The organism is Haemophilus haemolyticus (assembly GCF_003493605.1).
In the GTDB taxonomy this organism is placed as follows: domain Bacteria; phylum Pseudomonadota; class Gammaproteobacteria; order Enterobacterales; family Pasteurellaceae; genus Haemophilus; species Haemophilus haemolyticus_J.
In genome coordinates this window covers 26,357-44,849 of the sequence record NZ_QQKA01000001.1, presented here as the reverse complement: position 1 = coordinate 44,849, position 18,493 = coordinate 26,357, and the positions used below count along the sequence as shown (strand labels likewise).

The 18,493-nt window shown below is 39.9% G+C and carries 10 protein-coding genes; all 10 read right to left on the bottom strand.

Annotated features, from left to right (window positions below; all coding sequences use genetic code 11):
• Nucleotides 1-181 precede the first annotated feature (181 nt).
• Nucleotides 182-2,647 (bottom strand): glycogen/starch/alpha-glucan phosphorylase, encoded by a 2,466-nt coding sequence (locus DV424_RS00200; protein ID WP_118858657.1) that lies wholly within the window; start codon nt 2,645-2,647, stop codon nt 182-184.
• 246 nt (nt 2,648-2,893) lie between these two features.
• Entirely contained in the window at nt 2,894-4,324 is a 1,431-nt protein-coding gene (gene glgA / locus DV424_RS00195; protein WP_118858656.1) for a glycogen synthase GlgA, read from the bottom strand.
• A gap of 106 nt (nt 4,325-4,430) precedes the next feature.
• A complete protein-coding gene (gene glgC, locus DV424_RS00190; protein WP_192880610.1) occupies nt 4,431-5,732 on the bottom strand; it encodes a glucose-1-phosphate adenylyltransferase in 1,302 nt (433 codons plus the stop codon).
• A 22-nt stretch (nt 5,733-5,754) separates the two neighbouring features.
• A complete protein-coding gene (gene glgX, locus DV424_RS00185) occupies nt 5,755-7,734 on the bottom strand; it encodes a glycogen debranching protein GlgX (protein ID WP_118858654.1) in 1,980 nt (659 codons plus the stop codon).
• Nucleotides 7,735-7,880: 146 nt separating this feature from the next.
• Entirely contained in the window at nt 7,881-10,076 is a 2,196-nt protein-coding gene (gene glgB / locus DV424_RS00180; RefSeq protein ID WP_118858653.1) for a 1,4-alpha-glucan branching protein GlgB, read from the bottom strand.
• Between the two features lie 9 nt (nt 10,077-10,085).
• Nucleotides 10,086-12,176 (bottom strand): 4-alpha-glucanotransferase, encoded by a 2,091-nt coding sequence (gene malQ, locus DV424_RS00175; protein ID WP_192880609.1) that lies wholly within the window; start codon nt 12,174-12,176, stop codon nt 10,086-10,088.
• Between the two features lie 177 nt (nt 12,177-12,353).
• Nucleotides 12,354-14,198, bottom strand: a complete 1,845-nt coding sequence (locus DV424_RS00170; RefSeq protein ID WP_118858651.1) for a UDP-glucose:protein N-beta-glucosyltransferase — start codon at nt 14,196-14,198, stop codon at nt 12,354-12,356.
• A gap of 134 nt (nt 14,199-14,332) precedes the next feature.
• Nucleotides 14,333-14,764, bottom strand: a complete 432-nt coding sequence (locus tag DV424_RS00165; RefSeq protein ID WP_118858650.1) for a YcgN family cysteine cluster protein — start codon at nt 14,762-14,764, stop codon at nt 14,333-14,335.
• Nucleotides 14,765-14,829: 65 nt separating this feature from the next.
• A complete protein-coding gene (glnS, locus tag DV424_RS00160) occupies nt 14,830-16,497 on the bottom strand; it encodes a glutamine--tRNA ligase (RefSeq protein ID WP_118858649.1) in 1,668 nt (555 codons plus the stop codon).
• Between the two features lie 197 nt (nt 16,498-16,694).
• The gene (locus DV424_RS00155; RefSeq protein WP_118858648.1) at nt 16,695-18,470 is read right to left on the bottom strand and encodes a YadA-like family protein; all 1,776 of its coding nucleotides are present in this window, start codon (nt 18,468-18,470) and stop codon (nt 16,695-16,697) included.
• Nucleotides 18,471-18,493: the final 23 nt, after the last annotated feature.

Below are 18,493 nucleotides of genomic sequence, written 5' to 3'. Positions count from 1 at the left end.
TTAAAATCTAATTAAAAACTATATCTAAAAAATTGATAAACAATGACTATGAAATACTACCTGCCCGTAGTGATTTTGGCTTAAAAATTTATGTAATTTTGTTTGTAACTAACACTCAAAAAAATCTGCATCAAACTCGGGCTTGATGCAGATAATTTATTTATTGGCTGTTAATATAAAATTAATCACCTAATTGAACAGGCTCAACTTTCCAAATTCTCTCTGCGTACTCTTTAATCGTGCGGTCAGACGAGAAGAAGCCCATATTCACGATATTTTGAATAGTACTTTCAATCCATTGGTCGCGTTGTTTGTATTTTTCATCTACGGCTTTTTGAGTTTCTACATAACTGCGGAAATCAGCGAAAGCTTGATAATAATCGTGGTATTGCAAGCCTTGTAATAGTTGATGATAACGTTGAGGATCTTCTGGTGAGAATTTACCCTCAATAATTTGATCCACGACTGTGCGTAATTGAGCATCGTTTTGATAGTATTCAAATGAACGATAGCCATCGCGGCGAAGCTGTTCCACTTGTTCTACGGTGTTACCGAAGATAAAGATATGATCTTCGCCCACGTTTTCCAAAATTTCTACGTTTGCCCCGTCAAGCGTGCCAAGGGTTAATGCACCATTAAGCGCAAATTTCATATTGCTCGTGCCTGATGCTTCCGTACCTGCAAGGGAAATTTGCTCTGAAATATCAGCTGCTGGGATGATAAGCTGTGCAAGGCTCACGCTGTAGTTCGGGATGAACACCACTTTCAAGCGGCCTTTCAAACTCTCATCATTATTGATAACATTAGCAACATCATTAATTAAATGGATCGTTTGTTTCGCAGCATAGTAAGCCGAAGCTGCTTTACCTGCTAAAATAAATACGCGCGGTTGCCAATCTTGTTCAGGATGAGCAAGCATTTCATTGTAGCGAGCGATAATATGTAATACGTTCAACATTTGGCGTTTGTATTCGTGAATACGTTTTACTTGCACGTCAAATAAAGCGTGCGGATCAAGCTCTACCCCTAATTCGCGTTTTACGTATTCCGCTAATTTCACTTTATTAGCAAATTTAATGTCAGCAACAGCCTCTTTAAATGCTTTTTCTTGCGTGAACGGTTTGAGTTTTTCGATTTGGCTTAAATCGCAACGCCATTCTGAGCCGATATATTTATCAAACAATGCGGCTAATTGTGGATTTGCCACGGCTAACCAACGACGCGGTGTGATACCGTTTGTTACGTTGGTAAAGCGTTCTGGGAAAATGCGAGCGAAATCTGCAAAGGTTGAAGTTACCATTAAATCGGAATGGATTTCGGCAACCCCGTTGATTTTGTGTGAACCTACCACGGATAGCCATCCCATACGCACTTTGCGTTGGTAGCCTTCTTCGATAAGAGAAACACGGCGGATAAAATCGTTGTCAGTTGTCACATAAGTGCGGACATATTCCAAGAAGTGATCGTTAATTTCAAAAATCATCTGTAAATGACGCGGTAAGATTTTCGCCATCATTTCCACTGGCCAAGTTTCTAACGCTTCGGACATTAAAGTATGGCAGGTGTAAGAGAAAATGTTACGCGTCATCTCCCACGCTTTTTTCCATTCGAAACCTTCATCGTCCACTAAAATACGCATTAATTCAGGAATCGCTAACGCTGGGTGGGTATCATTTAAGTGGATCGCCACTTTATCCGCCAAGTTTTCAAGGCTATTGTGGGTGCGTTTGTGACGGCGTAAAATATCTTGAAGCGATGCAGAGACTAAGAAATACTCTTGACGTAAACGTAATTCGCGACCATTCCAAGTAGAATCATCAGGGTAAAGTACACGTGATAAATTTTTATTTGCGGAGTGCTCTTCTAATGCGGCTAAATGTTCGCCACGGTTGAAGTCGGCAAGGTTAAACACTTCGCCTGCGTGTGCCGACCATAAACGTAATGTTGCTGCAGAATTATTTTGATAACCTGGGATCATTTGGTCGTAAGCAAGTGCGGTTACTTTTTCGGTATCTTGCCAAATGCATTTTTTGCCTTCGAAATGAATGTTTCCACCAAATTCTACGGTAAAGCGTTTAGATGGACGAATAAACTCCCAAGGTGCCCCTTTTTCAAGCCATGCATCTGGACGCTCGACTTGCTGACCATTTTCAATTTTTTGGCGGAACATACCATATTCATAACGAATACCGTAGCCCATACCTGGTAAACCAAGGGTCGCAATAGAATCCATAAAACAAGCGGCTAAACGACCTAAACCACCATTACCCAAGCCTGGATCGACTTCTTTTTCTAAAACCTCTTCTAAATCCACATTTAATTCAGATAAGGCTTCCTGTGCTAATCCGTAAATGCCTTCTGCGATCATCGCATTAGAAAGCGTACGACCGATTAAAAATTCCATTGAAAGGTAGTAAACACGGCGAGAATCTTCTGCTCGAGTTTGGCGAGCAGTAGTGATCCAACCCTCTGTTACTAAATCACGCACAGCGTGGAGTGTTGCATTGAGCCAATCGCGTTGGCTGGCTTCACGTGGAGAGCGACCGATTAAGAAAATAAGTTTGTAAACGATGGATTTTTTAATCGCTTCAACGGTCATTTCAGGACGATTATATTGGAATGGAGAATCAAAGTTATCCATTATCATAGGTAAAACCTCTATTAGAATGCTAAGAAATGATTAACGTAGGGTGTGTGAATTTTCAAAATTCACGCACGTTTACAAAAATCAATCAAAATTTGACCGCTCTTTGAGTGCGTGAATGTTGTTTACACAGCCTACAAAAGTAGTTCGAATTTTATGCTTATCTTTGCAAAAAACAAGCACAACCACACCGCTTGCAAAATATTCTTTCACAAGCGGTGTGATTGTTAAGAAAGTTTACGAATAAAACTACAAGCGTTCATAAAGTGTTCTATATTGCTCTGCAGCCTTACGCCAGCTGAAGTCTTGTTCCATTGCATCGATGCGAACCATCGCCCACGCACGTGGTTTTTGCCATAAGGCAAAGGCACGTTGCAAGCAATGGCGGAGAGCTTCAGGCGTTGCACTTTCAAACACAAAACCAGTTGCCGTGCGATCTTTAATATTTTCCGGTGTGCTATCCACCACTGTATCGGCTAAACCACCCGTTTTACGAACAAGAGGAAGAGTGCCATATTGCAAACCATAAAGTTGTGTTAAACCACAAGGCTCAAAACGGCTTGGCACTAAAATAACATCACCACCTGCCACTAATAAATGTGACAGTGTTTCATCGTAACCAATTTTGACTGCAACATTTTGTGGATAACGTTCAGCAAGCTCACGAATACCTTGTTCCAAGTGCGGTGCACCAGAACCTAAAATCATCAACTGTCCGCCTTGTTTGACGATTTCGTCTGCACTTTCGATTAATAAATCAACACCTTTTTGCTCGGTTAAACGGGTCACCATTACAAATGCCAACGAGGCTTCATCTTGTGGCAAATTAAAATACGCCTGCAATTCGGCTTTGTTTTTCTTTTTACCTGCCATATATTTCAGCTTGTAATGGTGCGGAATGTATTGATCCACGTTCGGATGCCAAATATTTTCGTCCACGCCGTTTAATATCCCCACCAAACGACCCTGAGCTTTTAAACCAGAAAGCAAGCCTTGTAAACCATAGGCAAATTCTGGTGTCGTGATTTCTTGGGCATAAGTTGGGCTAACTGCCGTGCTTGCATCAGAATAGAACAAGCCTGATTTTAAATAAGAAATTTGTCCGAATAACTCCAAACCGTCCACATTAAACATTCCCGCAGGCAAACCAATTTCGTATAAATGATGATAAGAAAACTGCCCTTGATACGCCAAGTTATGAATAGTGAACACCGATTTTGCTGGACGACCTTTATTGAACAGATACGCTGCACATAAGCCCGCGTGCCAATCGTGCGCGTGTACCACTTCCGCACGCCACCAACTGTCTAAACCTGTAGCAAGCTCTGCCCCTACCCAACCGAGCAAAGCAAAACGTTTGTAGTTGTCGCCGTAATCGTTGTAATAAGCATCGTGATACGGATTGCCTTCGCGACCATATAAATGCGGTGCGTCAATCAAATAAATTCCGACACCATTATATTCGCCATAACGCAACACCACATGCCCAGCGAAGTTGTCAAATTCGGCAACCACTTGGGTATTCGGAATACCTGCTGTAATTGCAGGATAAGCAGGCAATAAAACGCGGGCATCTAGCCCGATTTGGTTCTGTGCTTGGGGTAATGCCCCTAAAACATCGGCAAGCCCGCCTGTTTTTAAGAGCGGATAGAGTTCCGAGCAAACGTGTAAGATTTTCATTGAGTGTTTGTTTTCCCTGTAAATGTAAATAATGCTCGATCAACTCCTCTCTTTGCTAAAGAGGAGGTTCAGAAAGTGCGGTTAATTTTGACCGCACTTTTCCTAACTAATCTAAATGTCCTTCTTCGCCAATCTCATGTCCCTCAAGTTTCTTTAACATTTTCGAGGTCACAAGAATCACTTTACCTGTTGAGCTAATACGGAAGCGTTTTTTATCTTCTTCCCTATCTACACCAATTTGCATACCATCAGGAATTTCACATTCACGATCAATAATACAATTTTTCAACACGCAATTTTCACCGATTTTAACTTGTGGTAGCACAACGCAGTGATCCACTTTTGAAAATGCATCAATTTTAATGTGGTCGAATAACACAGAATTGCTGATCGACGCATCGGTAATCACACAACCGCCGCCGATAAGTGAGTTATCTACAGGGTGCACATTGGAGTGTTTGTAGAAAAATTTTGATGGATAAGCCTGAATAGGATTACCACGAATTGGCCAGCTTTGATCGTAAATGTCTAATTGTGGATTTTCAGAGACTAAGTCGATATTAGATTGCCAGAAACTATCAAGTGTACCCACATCACGCCAGTAAATTTCGCCCTCGGTGTTACGCCCCATGCAAGAGCGGCTGAATGGGTGAGCATAAAGCGTGCCTTCTTCTAAACATTTTGGCAATACATCTTTACCGAAATCATGGCTAGTTTGCGGGGTATTAACTTCCTGCTCAAGCATTTTATAAAGATAATCCGCATCAAATACATAAATCCCCATTGAGGCAAGCGAAATATCAGGTTTGCCCACCATGGCTGGCGGATCTTTCGGTTTTTCCACGAAAGCTTTTACTTTCAAGTTTTCGTTCACTGCCATTACGCCAAATTCGTGTGCTTCAGAACGGGGCACTTCAATGCAACCTACGGTACATTTTGCCCCACTATTGACGTGATCCATTAACATCACGCTGTAATCTTGTTTGTAAATATGGTCGCCCGCTAAGATCAAAATATATTTCGGGCGATAGTGATTTTTAATAATAGCCATATTTTGATATACCGCATCCGCTGTGCCACGATACCAAGTGGAATCATCGATTTGTTGGCGAGCAGGCAGCATATCCACAAATTCGCCACGCTCTTGCGGTAAGAAAGACCAACCCGTTTGCAAATGGCGAAGTAGAGAGTGTGCCGCATATTGAGTCACCACGCCGATACGGTTTAAACCTGAGTTAATGCAGTTAGAAAGTGCGAAGTCGATAATACGACGGTTGCCGCCGAAATAAAGTGCAGGTTTTGCACGTTTATCTGTCAATTCGTGTAAACGTGAACCACGTCCACCTGCGAGAACAAGCACCAAAGTATTTTTAACTAAATCATATTTGTTAAGGTCGCCAGATTTCATAAGGATCTCCATAGTCTTATTGTTATTCGTCATTCAGCATACAAAAGCCCATTGAACGAAGTTCGGCTTGTTGTGCTTCAAGGGTTACATTATGTGTGCCGATTCGGGGCTTCCATTTCCCATTAGGCAAGTGAAACACCTGACCTTCGGCTTTGGCGTTAATCAACAAAAGCCAACGATTATCTAAAACCACCTGTAATGCTTTGGTTTGTTGATTTTGCCAATCTTCAACTGTCATCGGTTCGCCTACAATGTTAAGCCATTGCACATTCTCGCCCGACCACCATTGATCTCGGTTTAAACTGCCAATTTGCTTACGAAATGCAATCGTTTGCTTGGTCAGTTCAAATAATTCTTCGTTAAAATTTGCCCATTTCAGCCAAGTAATTTCGTTATCTTGGCAATAGGCATTGTTATTACCATATTGGGTATTCCCGAACTCATCGCCCGCCAGCAACATTGGCGTGCCATTGGCAAGCAGCAAGCTCATTAGCAAACCCGCCTGGGCGAAAGTGCGGTCATTTTCCACCGCACTTTTTTGCGGTTCGGAAAGGAGATCCGTTGAACCTTCTACTCCGTGGTTATAACTGTAATTTTCATTGCGACCATCACGATTTTCTTCGCCGTTCGCTTCATTATGTTTTTGGTTGTAACTCACTAAATCTTTAAGCGTAAAACCATCGTGGGCGGTAATAAAATTAAGTGTAGTATGTGGTAAGCGGTTATTTTTCTTAAATAAATCGCTAGAACCTGCAAAGCGTTCAGCAAATGCACCAATTTCGCCACTTTTCCATAGCCAGAAACGGCAAAGATCATCACGGAAGCGGTCGTTCCATTCGGCAAAATAACTTGGGAAATTGCCGACTTGATAGCCGTAATGTCCGATATCCCAAGGCTCGGCAATCAATTTAATATTCTGTAAACTTAGCTCATTTTTAATATCTGTAAAAAGCTGAGCTGACGAGTTAAAATCAGGTGTATCACGCCCCAAAACAGTGGCTAAATCAAAACGGAAACCATCAATATGGCATTGCTCCACCCAATAACGCAAACAATCCACCACCCATTTTCGCCCTACATCAGAGGATAAATTGAGCATATTGCCGCAGCCTGTCCAGTTGATGTAATGCCCGTTGTCGTTACGCCAGTAGTAAGTTTGGTCATCAATACCACGCTGGCTGAACGTTGGGTAAGTTCGCTCTGATTCTGCGGAATGGTTAAATACCACGTCTAAAATAACTTCAATACCCGCTTTGTGAAACGCCTTTACCATCGCTTTAAATTCAGCCAATGGATTATTTGTTGCCGCATATTTAGGTTCCACCGCAAACATCGCTAAGGGATTGTATCCCCAGTAATTTTGTAAGCCTTGTGCTTGTAAGTGCGGTTCATTGATATGGAAATTAACAGGCAGCAATTCCACCGCAGTCACACCTAATTTTTTTAAATAAGCTAAATTGATAGGATGACTTAAGCCCGCATAAGTACCACGCAACGCCGCAGGGATTTTCTCGTTTAACTTGCTAAACCCTTTAACGTGTAATTCATACACAATGGTTTCAGCCCAAGGCGTATTGGGGGAGGTATCATTTTCCCAATCAAAATCTTCCGAAATCACAACCGCTCTTGGGGCAAGATGTGCGTTGTCGCGATTATCTAAAAGCAAGAACCAAGAACGACTTTCTTTACTACTTAAATCAGGTTTACCATTCACGGCTTTCGCATAGGGATCGAGCATTAATTTATTCGGGTTGGCATATTCGCCGTGAATACGAAATCCATATTCCGTACCAGTTTTCACGCCAGTTACCGCCAAATGCCACACATTTTCAGTACACACCATTGGAAAGCGAGTTTCTTGATTTTGTTCGTCAAAAAGGCAAAGTTCGATGCCTATTGCCGCAGCGGAAAACAGAGCAAAATTGGTAATTTGCACGTTGTTTTCGACCGCTTGTGAGTATCCCATTGGAATAGGATTGCCGTTGTTGTAAATCGTAAACATATCTTTCGTTGTTCCTAGGGTAACAAGTTACCCTAGGTTAGTTATAATCCAACCCCTTTGGGGGTGTAATTTGCTATTCTATTCCACTATTTGGTTCTCCAAATGGGAACGCCTATGCCTAACCGTGGGGTATTTATACCCACGGATCACTCTACTGATTTCAATCTCAAATAAACCGTTGCTAACGGCGGAATGGACACTGAAATCGAATTTTCTCGTCCGTGGCTTTCGATGTTTTCACTTACGACACAACCAAAATTACCCACATTTGAGCCTTGGTAATACATTGAATCGGTATTCAAAATTTCTTCATATTCGCCCGCAATATTCACGCCGATGCGGTAGTCGTGACGAGGCACAGGGGTAAAGTTACTGATGACAATAATGCCTTCTCCGTTTGAACTGCGACGCTCAAAGGCGAACACAGAATTTGCCGCATCATCAACGACAAGCCAATCGAAACCTTCTGGGGAGTTGTCAAGTTCAAAGAGCGGTCGATTTTTTTGATAAATTTGATTGAGGTCTTTAACCAGCTTCAACACGCCTTTGTGCCAGCCTCCGCCAATATTTTCATCAAGCAAGAACCAGTCTAAACTTTCTTCGTAATTCCATTCTCTGCCTTGAGCAAATTCATTACCCATAAAGAGCAATTTTTTGCCTGGGTAGCCCCACATATAACCGTAATATGCACGCAAGTTAGCGAATTTTTGCCACGTATCGCCTGGCATTTTGCCAAGAAGTGAATATTTACCGTGAACCACTTCATCGTGCGAAAGTGGCAGCACAAAATTTTCGCTATATTGATACACCATTCCAAAGGTCATTTTGTTGTGATGATATTGGCGGTAAATTGGGTCAAGCTGCATATAGGCGAGCGTATCGTTCATCCAGCCCATATTCCATTTGAAATTAAAACCTAATCCACCGTTTTCGCTTGGGTGAGTTACGCCTGCAAAAGAAGTTGATTCTTCCGCAATGGAAATTGCTCCCGCCATTTCACTGTGAATTTTCCAGTTGGTATGTTTTAAAAACTCGATGGCTTCTAAATTTTCACGTCCGCCATATTGATTTGGAATCCACTCGCCTTCAGCACGGCTGTAATCGCGGTAAATCATCGAAGCCACGGCATCTACGCGAATACCATCTACACCAAAGCGTTCAAGCCAATACAGTGCATTACTGGATAAGAAGTTTTTGACCTCATTACGTCCATAGTTATAAATCAAGGTATTCCAATCTTGATGATAACCTTCGCGTGGGTCGGCGTGTTCGTAAAGAGCCGTGCCATCGAAAGCACTCAAGCCGTGAGTATCGCTTGGGAAATGCCCTGGCACCCAATCTAAAATCACGTTGATGCCTGCTTCGTGAGCACGTTTTACTAAACGGCGAAATGCTTCAGGCGAGCCAAAACGACTGGTTGGCGAATAAAGTCCAAGTGGTTGATAGCCCCAAGAACCATCAAACGGAAATTCAGAAAGCGGCAAAAATTCAATGTGGGTAAAACCCATCTCTTTTACATAAGGGATCAATTCATCAGCAATTTGATCGTAATCTAGCCAAAAATTGTTCTCCAAATTACGACGCCAAGATCCTAAATGTACTTCATAAATAGAAATCGATTGATTTGATTGATTTGCTTGACGACGTTGTTCCGTCATTTCCACTACATTTGGCAAGGCACTGACTTGCGAAGCCGTATCAGGGCGAAGCTGCGAACTAAAGGCATAAGGATCCGCTTTCAAACGAAGATTGCCATGACAATCAATTAATTCAAACTTATAGAGCTGTCCTAAACTGGTTTTTGGTAAAAAGAGCTCCCAAACACCACTTTTTAGATGAAAACGCATAGGATGACGACGACCATCCCAATAGTTAAAATCACCAACAATAGAAACTCGTCTTGCATTAGGTGCCCACAAGCGGAAATTCACTCCGCTCACACCATCACATTCCATAAAATGTGCACCAAGTACTTCATACGGGCGAAGCATAGAACCTTCAGAAAGTAGCCATTGTTCTAAATCATCAATCATAGGATGAAAACGATAAGGATCTTCGACTATTTGCGATTCATTGCCCCAAAAAACCTGTAATTGATAAACAAAAAAATGACGACAATTTGGAATAATACCAACAAAAAAGCCACGATCATCGACACAATCAAGTTCCGTTATTTCTTTACCACTTTCACGCTCAATCACTATCACTCGATTGGCATCTGGCAATAAGGTGCGAATTTCTACGCCGAGATCAGTTTCGTGCATACCAAGCGTAGCAAAAGGATCGCCATTGCTCGCATCAAAAAAACCATCAATAATTGCTTGAGTTACTGTGGTTGTCATATTTACTCCTTATACATTTCGCCCTTGGTTAATTTGCACAAAGAACGTTTTTAAAGCGTCATTGCTAAAAATAAACGCTAACGGTTGAGCAAGTTTCTTGCACCAATTTGGGTATTCATTTGAGGTGCCCGGCAAATTAAAACTGATTTCTTGGCTAAGTAAATTTTCTAATTGCACACCAATCAATCGGCTATTACTTTTCGCTAAATAATGATGGATCATTCGGTTTAAATGATCATGCATCGCCATAGAAAGCGCATCGCCTTCATAATGTGGTGGTAAATAATTATCACGATGTAAACTATTTAATAAGGCTTGTTTATCCATGACGCGTTGATCGTATTTTTGCTTAAGCACTTCCCCATTCAAAATACCGAGTTGATTAAATAATTCTAAATCACGACAATGCCAAAAACTTTGTAATGAGGGAACATCATGAGTGCCAATAGTGGCATAAGCATTTCTAGGATAATCAGATATACGAGGAAATTCGCCATTTCTTTGGGCGAAATACAATACAAAATAAGAGAAAATTTGAAACTCGTTTAATTTCCACCGCACTTCATCAGGCACGGTGCCGAGATCTTCACCAATAATCAAACATTCATTGCGCACACTTTCTATGGCAAGAATCGCCATTAATTCATCAAAAGGATAATGCACATAAGCACCGTCAGCCGCGGTTTTTCCTTCTGGAATCCACCACAAACGGAATAAGCCCATAACATGATCGATGCGTAGCACACCGAAATATTGCATATTGGCACGTAGCATATCGATAAATGGCGCAAAGCCACGTGCTTTTAGCACCATCGGATTATAAGGTGGCAAGTTCCAATTTTGCCCGACTGGGCCTAACGGATCGGGTGGTGCACCAATAGAGGCATTTACACAATATAAATCAGGATCACTCCAGACATCAGCACTACCACGAGAACTATTCACCGCTAAATCGCCATAAATACCCAACTTCATACCAGACTGTTTACAAAGATTTTGTAATGCGGAAAGTTGTTCTTCTGTAAGCCATTGCAACCAAGCAAAAAATTGGATTTGCTCACGGTGTGTTTTTAATAGGGCTTTTCTTTTTGCCGCACTTAAATGTTGCCATTCCTTACGCCAGCCAAGCCAACCAATGGTATTTTCTTCTGCTTGATGATCAGCGTGTTCTTGTAAATCCAAGACATTAAATAAGCACTGTAACAACAAAGGTTCCCCTTTGTTTTTTAAATAATCGGCAAAGATTTTTCGACGTGTCACAATTTCAGCGGATTGACTACGTTGAAAGAAATCAAATAGAAACTCAAGTGCGGTTAATTTTAAAGCCCAAATTGAAGAATAATCGACGCAATCACTTTCACGTAAATTACCAATTTTTTCTTGAATATCCTCACGCTTAAACCAATCTTGCACTGAACGGCAACGCTTAAATTCGGGTAAATCAGGAATTGCCAAATATAAAAAATTCAACCAACGACGAGAGGATGAACTATAAGGGCTTGCCCATTTTGGCACAGCAGGATACGGCAAATGTAATGGATTAATTCCCACATAATCTGCGCCTAATTTTGCACTTTTTTCGATCAAATAAGCTAAATCACCAAAATCGCCAATGCCCCAATTTTGTTCTGAGCGTAAACTATAAAGTTGCACATTCACGCCCCACACTTTTTTATTTTTTAATACGGGTGGTTGAAAAGCTGTTTTAGGAGAAATAAGTAAACGAACGCGGTACTGTTCAGTATCAGAAAAAATAGATAATTGATAATAGCCAAAAGGAAGTGGAGGCAGGGAAAGTGCGGATAAATTTGAAAGTGTTTTTTCTAACAGAATGACATTAGATTCATCAATCAGTTGATAACGATATTCACTAGCAGGCGGCAAATCTAGACGATTGAGTCGATAATCAATCGGTTCATTTTCAAATGCAGCCAGTACATCGTCAAACTGTCCTTTCGCTTTTGGCGGAGGCTGCAGAAGCTCAACAAAAGTTGAAACTGTCTTTTCATCTGCGAAAATAAGATGTCCATCAATATCATAATGAGAAAGCGCGATACCGCATTTTTCTGCTTTTTGTTTGAGAGAATCCGAGATTTGCATAGACACCACATGACAACTGTATAACTCTTGTTAGGGATTATAACCAAGCTGAAAGTGATGACAACTGGCTTTATTTAAAAGTGTGATCTTCGTCAAAATAAAGCCTCTAATCAGTTAAGTAAAATCTAACTTTTAGAGGCTAAATATAAAACTAAATTTTTCGTGAATAAAATCTTATTAAAATTTTAACGCCTTTACTTTTTCTAATAACACTTTACCCATAGGGCTAGGATCACCTTTAAAAAGTGTTTTTAAACCATTGCTTTTTATAATGTGACGACGAAGCTCTAGACGCTCTTTATGGTTTTCAGCAAGTCTTACTGCACAATCAATATATTCTTCCACACTCTGTGCAATAAGCCATTCTGGTAAACCTAAACGTTTGAATAACCCTTCATCAATATGTTCATGTACTTCATCCCCAGTCTTACAAACACCAACTAGACCAAGTGTTACCATATCAATAATTCCATTTGTATTACCAAATGGAAATGGATTCAGCATCATATCACATTGGTGTAAAATACTGAGATACTGATGATAAGGCGCGTGAGCATGAGCCGTTGCACTATCGCCTAAATACTGCTCAATAAACCACTTAACATAAGGGTGTGTAATACCGAAAGACTGCCCTAGTGCGAAATGGAAATGAACTTTCACTTTAGCCTTATCACGAATTATTCTCAATGTTTCAAGGAATGTTGGATTCAATTTCATTGTTGTTGCAGCAATACCGATATTTACCACTTCGGGTTCTTCTCTGAACAAGTAATCGACTTTTTCAGGTGCCAATGCTGACGGCACATAAGGTAGTGCATCTTTTGGTAAACGGAGTAATGTTTCACTAAAACAGTCTTCTGAGCCTACATAATCATCTTCAACAATCACATATTCAATGAAATCAGAATGAGTTGTTGCTGGATGCCCCAATGCTATTGCTTGAATTGGAGCTAAGCGTGTATTACTTGCAAAAATTGTTGTTAAATCCATACCGATACTTGGCATATAAAAAACAGCTGCTCCATATTCTTCGCACTTATCACGAATAAACTCAAGACGTTGGAAAATGCTATCGCCTTCAAGTTGGAAAAACTCATCAAATACCTCGCGTCCAAGCTGATCCACTGCTTCTCCACCAATACCAACCAAATGGAATTTCTTACGTGCAGCAATCATTGATGTAGAATGAGTACGATAAATAGAATGTGCGGAATGAAAATGCTCTAAAAGCACTACCATAACAGGTTTACGACGACGTTTACCTAATGAAGTTATTTCACGATCTTTCCACCCCTGAGCTAACAAATGTTTACGTATAACCTGATTTAGCGCACGCTTTACATCATGTTTATTTTGAGCAAAATCGTAACTGCAATGCATATACACATCATGAGAAATACTAGAAGGCAATTTATCTAAATTTTCAAATTCAGCCAACTTTTTAGGAAACCATTGTAAAAGAATCGCTCTTTTATTAAACGAGGTACCAGTGCCAATAAAACGTGGTGATTGCAAAGCAAAGCAAAGAGATGCACAAAGCTCTTTATTTATTTCCCAAAGCGCATCCAAATTAATATTAATATTTGATTCAGATAAATATAAAATACAGAATTTCGCAAATGAAGAAAACTCAGTATTTAAGTGTACATCACCATCAGGATCTGGGTTAATATTGTAGGTTCTTAGAATATGATCTGCATTCACATAAGGTGAACTTGCAAAAATAAACGTTAACCAACGCTGAAAACCAATAAAACTCAGTGCTCCACTTTCTGAAATAATCAAATTAGGATCAGTAAATAACTCTGTTATAGCATTAGCTACGCGAGTACAAAAATATTGAGTACGCTTTTCTAATAAATCTGAAATTTGCTCAGGAAAATCAAATTCTATACCATCAATCCCACCAAAATTGTCATCAATTTTCCGTAAAATATTCAAAAGTTCTTGGCAAGCACCTTCATAATTTTTATTCAAAATTTCTTTTTCTAAGCGGTTAACGCTGGGTTGTAGTATTGTCATAATTCCTTCTATAATCAATTAAATATATGACGCTTTAGCAGATAAAACTCTATAGAATTTTATTCTCATAAGTCATTATTATCGGCGCGAAATTATAAATAATTACACAAATAACGCTAGTTTTTTATAAAAACTTAAATCACAAACTCAAACCAATCAATCACATCGCGTTCGTGAATACCGTTTTTAATCAAAATATCCGCATTTTTTACAGAATGGGGAGAGCCAGAAATAAGCGGATGCCATTTGGGTAGCGTTTTTCCTTCATAAAGTAAACGATAAGCGCAAGTATCAGGCAACCAATGAAAATCAGGTAAATTCTTTTTGGTGAGTTTGGTGCAGTCGGTTTCAATTTTAAAACGCTCTAAATAATTACCGCACTTTCCAGTTTCCACATCTAAAAGGTTGCAAGCAATTCGAGTGTAATAAAGTTTTTGGCGTTTGCCTCGCCCTTGAATATATTTGCGATAACAGCATTTGCCGCAGCCATCACATAAGGCTTCCCATTCAGATTCGGTCATTTCAAGCAGGGATTTTGTTTGCCAAAAATTAGGTTCAAGTTGCATAGTTGATACAAATAAAAAGTGCGGTCAAAATCACATTTATTTTGACCGCACTTGGTTGATTAAAATTAGAAGCCTTCTTTTAAGCTTACTGTTAAGTTAAATACCAAATGTTCAGGACGGCTATCTTTACTATCTGCACAGAAATAACCTTCGCGTTCAAATTGGTAACCTTTTTCTGGTTCCGCATTTGCGAGGCTTTGTTCTACAAAACCGTGTTTTACCACTAAAGAGGTTGGATTTAACACGCTTTCAATATCATCTTCAGCACCTGGATTTGGCACGGTAAATAAGCGATCATACAAACGGAATTCAGCTGGGTGATTATGTACAGCCGATACCCAGTGAATGACACCTTTCACTTTACGACCATCTGCTGGATTTTTACCTAAAGTTTCAGGATCGTAAGTACAGAAGATCGTGGTGATTTCACCATTTGTATCTTTCTCTACACGTTCTGCTTTAATCACATAAGCATTACGTAAACGCACTTCTTTACCTAATACTAAACGTTTATATTGTTTGTTTGCTTCTTCACGGAAGTCTGCGCGATCAATATATAGCTCTTTCGTAAACAGCAATTGACGCTCCCCTAATTCAGGACGATTAGGGTGATTTGGTGCCGTTAAGGTTTCTTCGCCTTCAAAGTTTTCAATCACTACGCGAACAGGATCAATCACCGCCATTGCGCGTGGTGCATTTTCGTTCAAATCCTCACGAATGCAGGCTTCAAGTGCAGAATATTCCACCACGTTATCTTGTTTAGTCACACCGATACGACGACAAAATTCACGTAACGAAGCTGGGGTATAACCGCGACGGCGTAAACCTGAAATCGTTGGCATACGAGGATCGTTCCAACCGTCCACAATACCGTCATTCACTAATTTTAATAATTTACGTTTAGAGGTTAAAGTACCTTCTAAATTTAAACGTGAAAATTCATATTGATGCGGTAATGGACGTTCAATACTAATATTGTCTAACACCCAGTCATATAAACGACGATTGTCTTGGAACTCTAATGTGCATAGAGAATGTGTAATACGCTCAATCGCATCAGAGATACAATGAGTGAAATCGTACATTGGGTAAATGCACCATTTTTCGCCTGTTTGATGATGACTGGCAAATTTAATGCGATAAATTACAGGATCACGCATTACCATAAATGGCGAAGCCATATCAATTTTTGCGCGTAAACTTGCTTTACCCTCGGCAAATTCGCCATTTTTCATTTTTTCAAATAAAGCTAAGTTTTCTTCAATAGTGCGGTCACGATATGGGCTGTTTTTACCTGGCTCAGTTAATGTACCGCGATATTCACGCATTTCTTCTGGAGAAAGCTCATCCACATACGCTAAACCTTTTTCGATTAACTCAATGGCATAGCCATAAAGTGCATCGAAGTAATCAGACGCATAACGCGGTTCGCCTTCCCATTTAAAGCCTAACCATTCCACATCGGCTTTAATGGAATCCACATATTCCACGTCTTCTTTTACAGGATTGGTGTCATCAAAACGTAGGTTACATAAACCCTGATATTCTTTGGCTAATCCAAAGTTTAAACAAATAGATTTTGCGTGACCAATATGCAAATAACCGTTCGGCTCAGGCGGAAAACGGGTATGCACACTTTTATGTTTACCCGAAGCTAAATCTTCATCAATAATTTGGGTAATAAAATTGTGAGTGCGAGTATTTGCAGCACCCAAAGATGTCTCTGTCATCATTTTCTCTCGTTAAAATAAAAAAATATTTGGCTATTCTATACAAATCTAAGGGAAAATAAAGGTTCATCTCTTGTTCTTGCCATAGAAATACTGGATTTAAATAAAAGATTGTAAAAACTTGCCATAAAAAAACGCCACGAAATTATCGTGGCGATGTATAAATGCAAAAAGTGCGGTAAGTTTTTTGGCAATTTAGCTTACCAAACCCAACCAGCTCCCATTTGATAGGAAATTTTACTGTTTTTGCCTGCATTCACGGCGATACCGCTTTTTAATGTGATATTGGCTTTTGGTGTGTAGCCAACACCAATCGCCACCGCATTACGGCTGCCATAACCGCCCACCGCTGCAGAAAAACTCGCTTTTCCGACCACTTGTGGCAAGACTAAACCAGAAAGTGCGTTAGCTGCCGCCAAACCACGTTCTAATTTGCTGTCTAATTTCCCTAATTTGCCATTTAACTCGTTAAAATCTGATTGGAAATTATGCACTTGCGTTTGCAATGTTCCTAATTTGAGGTCGGTATATTGATTTGCAGTTTGTAAAGTTTGTGTATCGCCAGCTTCACGGTTAGCAACTTCTGCTGTAATTTGTGAAACTACTTCATTTTTTGCTTGAACAATTTTGCTATCTACACCAGCAACTTTAGTTTCTACATCAGTAACTTTATCTCCAATTTGAGTAACTTTACCTTCAACTTGAGTAATTTTACCATCTGTTGCAGTTATTTTAGTTTCGATACCTGCCACTTTTGTATTTAATGGACTGAATTTATCATCGGTATATTGCTTCGCATCTACTAAAGATCTTCTATCGCCATCTTCACGCAAAGTCACTTCTGAAGCGATTTTACCATCTGTATATTGATTTGCATCTTCTAAAGTTTTCGCATCGCCTGCTTCACGTTTAAGTGCTTCTGAAACAATTTTTCCAGCGGTAAATAATTTAGCATTTGCTAAAGTTTTTGTATCCCCCTCTTCTCTTTTAGTTGCTTCTAAAGCGATTTGTTCAGTAGTAAATTGTTTAGCAGTCTCTAAAGTTTTCGCATCGCCTGCATCTACTTGTTTTTTATTAGTAACATCATAATCATTTGTACCCTCTGCTACATTAGATAAAATTCTTTTGATGCTAGGATTATTTTCATTTATTTTATCTCTACCAAAAGAAACTTCATTTTCTCTTGTTGTTCTTGATGAAGCACCAATCGCAACAGAATTTGTATATTCGGATTTTGCATAAAAACCAAATGCCATTGATTTTTCTGCCGTGGCTTGCGCACTGTTACCAACAGCAATTGAGTTTTTGCCTGATGCTTTGCTATCAAAACCTGCTGCAATAGCATATTCGCTTTCAGCTTTAGCAGAACCACCGACGGCAATGCTATCTTCCTTAGTCGCTTTTGCCTCGTTACCAATCGCCACGGCACGAGTTCCTCGAGCTTTAGCGCTATTGCCTATAGCAACCGCCCTTAATACTTTTCCACCTTGTTCTGTTGCCTGAGCTTCGCTTGATTCGCCTAATACCACATTCGCTACACCGTTTACTCTATTTAATAAACCAAGCACCGTATTGTTCGCACTATCCTCCCCATCAATTTTATTACCACGTCCAAATACAAAACTCCGACTTCCATTTACAGTATTTTCTTTACCAAAAATAGAAAGCCCAGCACCATTTACTACATTCTTATGACCATAAACGTGATTATGCCCTATATTGTCATCTGCTTGATGTATACCTGTTACTATATTCTCTATACCTGTAATAATAGTTCCTTTGTTTTCAATACCTTTTAGTTCATTTTTAGCACCAATAATTAAATTATCTTCATAATTTGCAATAGTACCAAAAATAAACAAGGGTCTTTGACTATTTAGTTTATTGTTTTTTAAATTACCGATAACAAGATTAGTATTATCAAATTCTTTCAGTCCAGGAGTATCCGCCGCAAAGGCTTGAGAGGAAATCAGCAAACTGCTGATAAGTGAAGCTGCCG

Excerpts from the sequence above, each read along its gene's own strand:
- glgC (WP_192880610.1), bottom strand. The coding sequence starts at position 5,732 with ATGAAATCTGGCGACCTTAACAAATATGATTTAGTTAAAAATACTTTG.
- DV424_RS00170 (WP_118858651.1), bottom strand. The coding sequence starts at position 14,198 with ATGACAATACTACAACCCAGCGTTAACCGCTTAGAAAAAGAAATTTTG.
- DV424_RS00200 (WP_118858657.1), bottom strand. The coding sequence starts at position 2,647 with ATGATAATGGATAACTTTGATTCTCCATTCCAATATAATCGTCCTGAA.
- glgX (WP_118858654.1), bottom strand. The coding sequence starts at position 7,734 with ATGTTTACGATTTACAACAACGGCAATCCTATTCCAATGGGATACTCA.
- glgB (WP_118858653.1), bottom strand. The coding sequence starts at position 10,076 with ATGACAACCACAGTAACTCAAGCAATTATTGATGGTTTTTTTGATGCG.
- DV424_RS00165 (WP_118858650.1), bottom strand. The coding sequence starts at position 14,764 with ATGCAACTTGAACCTAATTTTTGGCAAACAAAATCCCTGCTTGAAATG.
- malQ (WP_192880609.1), bottom strand. The coding sequence starts at position 12,176 with ATGCAAATCTCGGATTCTCTCAAACAAAAAGCAGAAAAATGCGGTATC.
- glgA (WP_118858656.1), bottom strand. The coding sequence starts at position 4,324 with ATGAAAATCTTACACGTTTGCTCGGAACTCTATCCGCTCTTAAAAACA.
- glnS (WP_118858649.1), bottom strand. The coding sequence starts at position 16,497 with ATGATGACAGAGACATCTTTGGGTGCTGCAAATACTCGCACTCACAAT.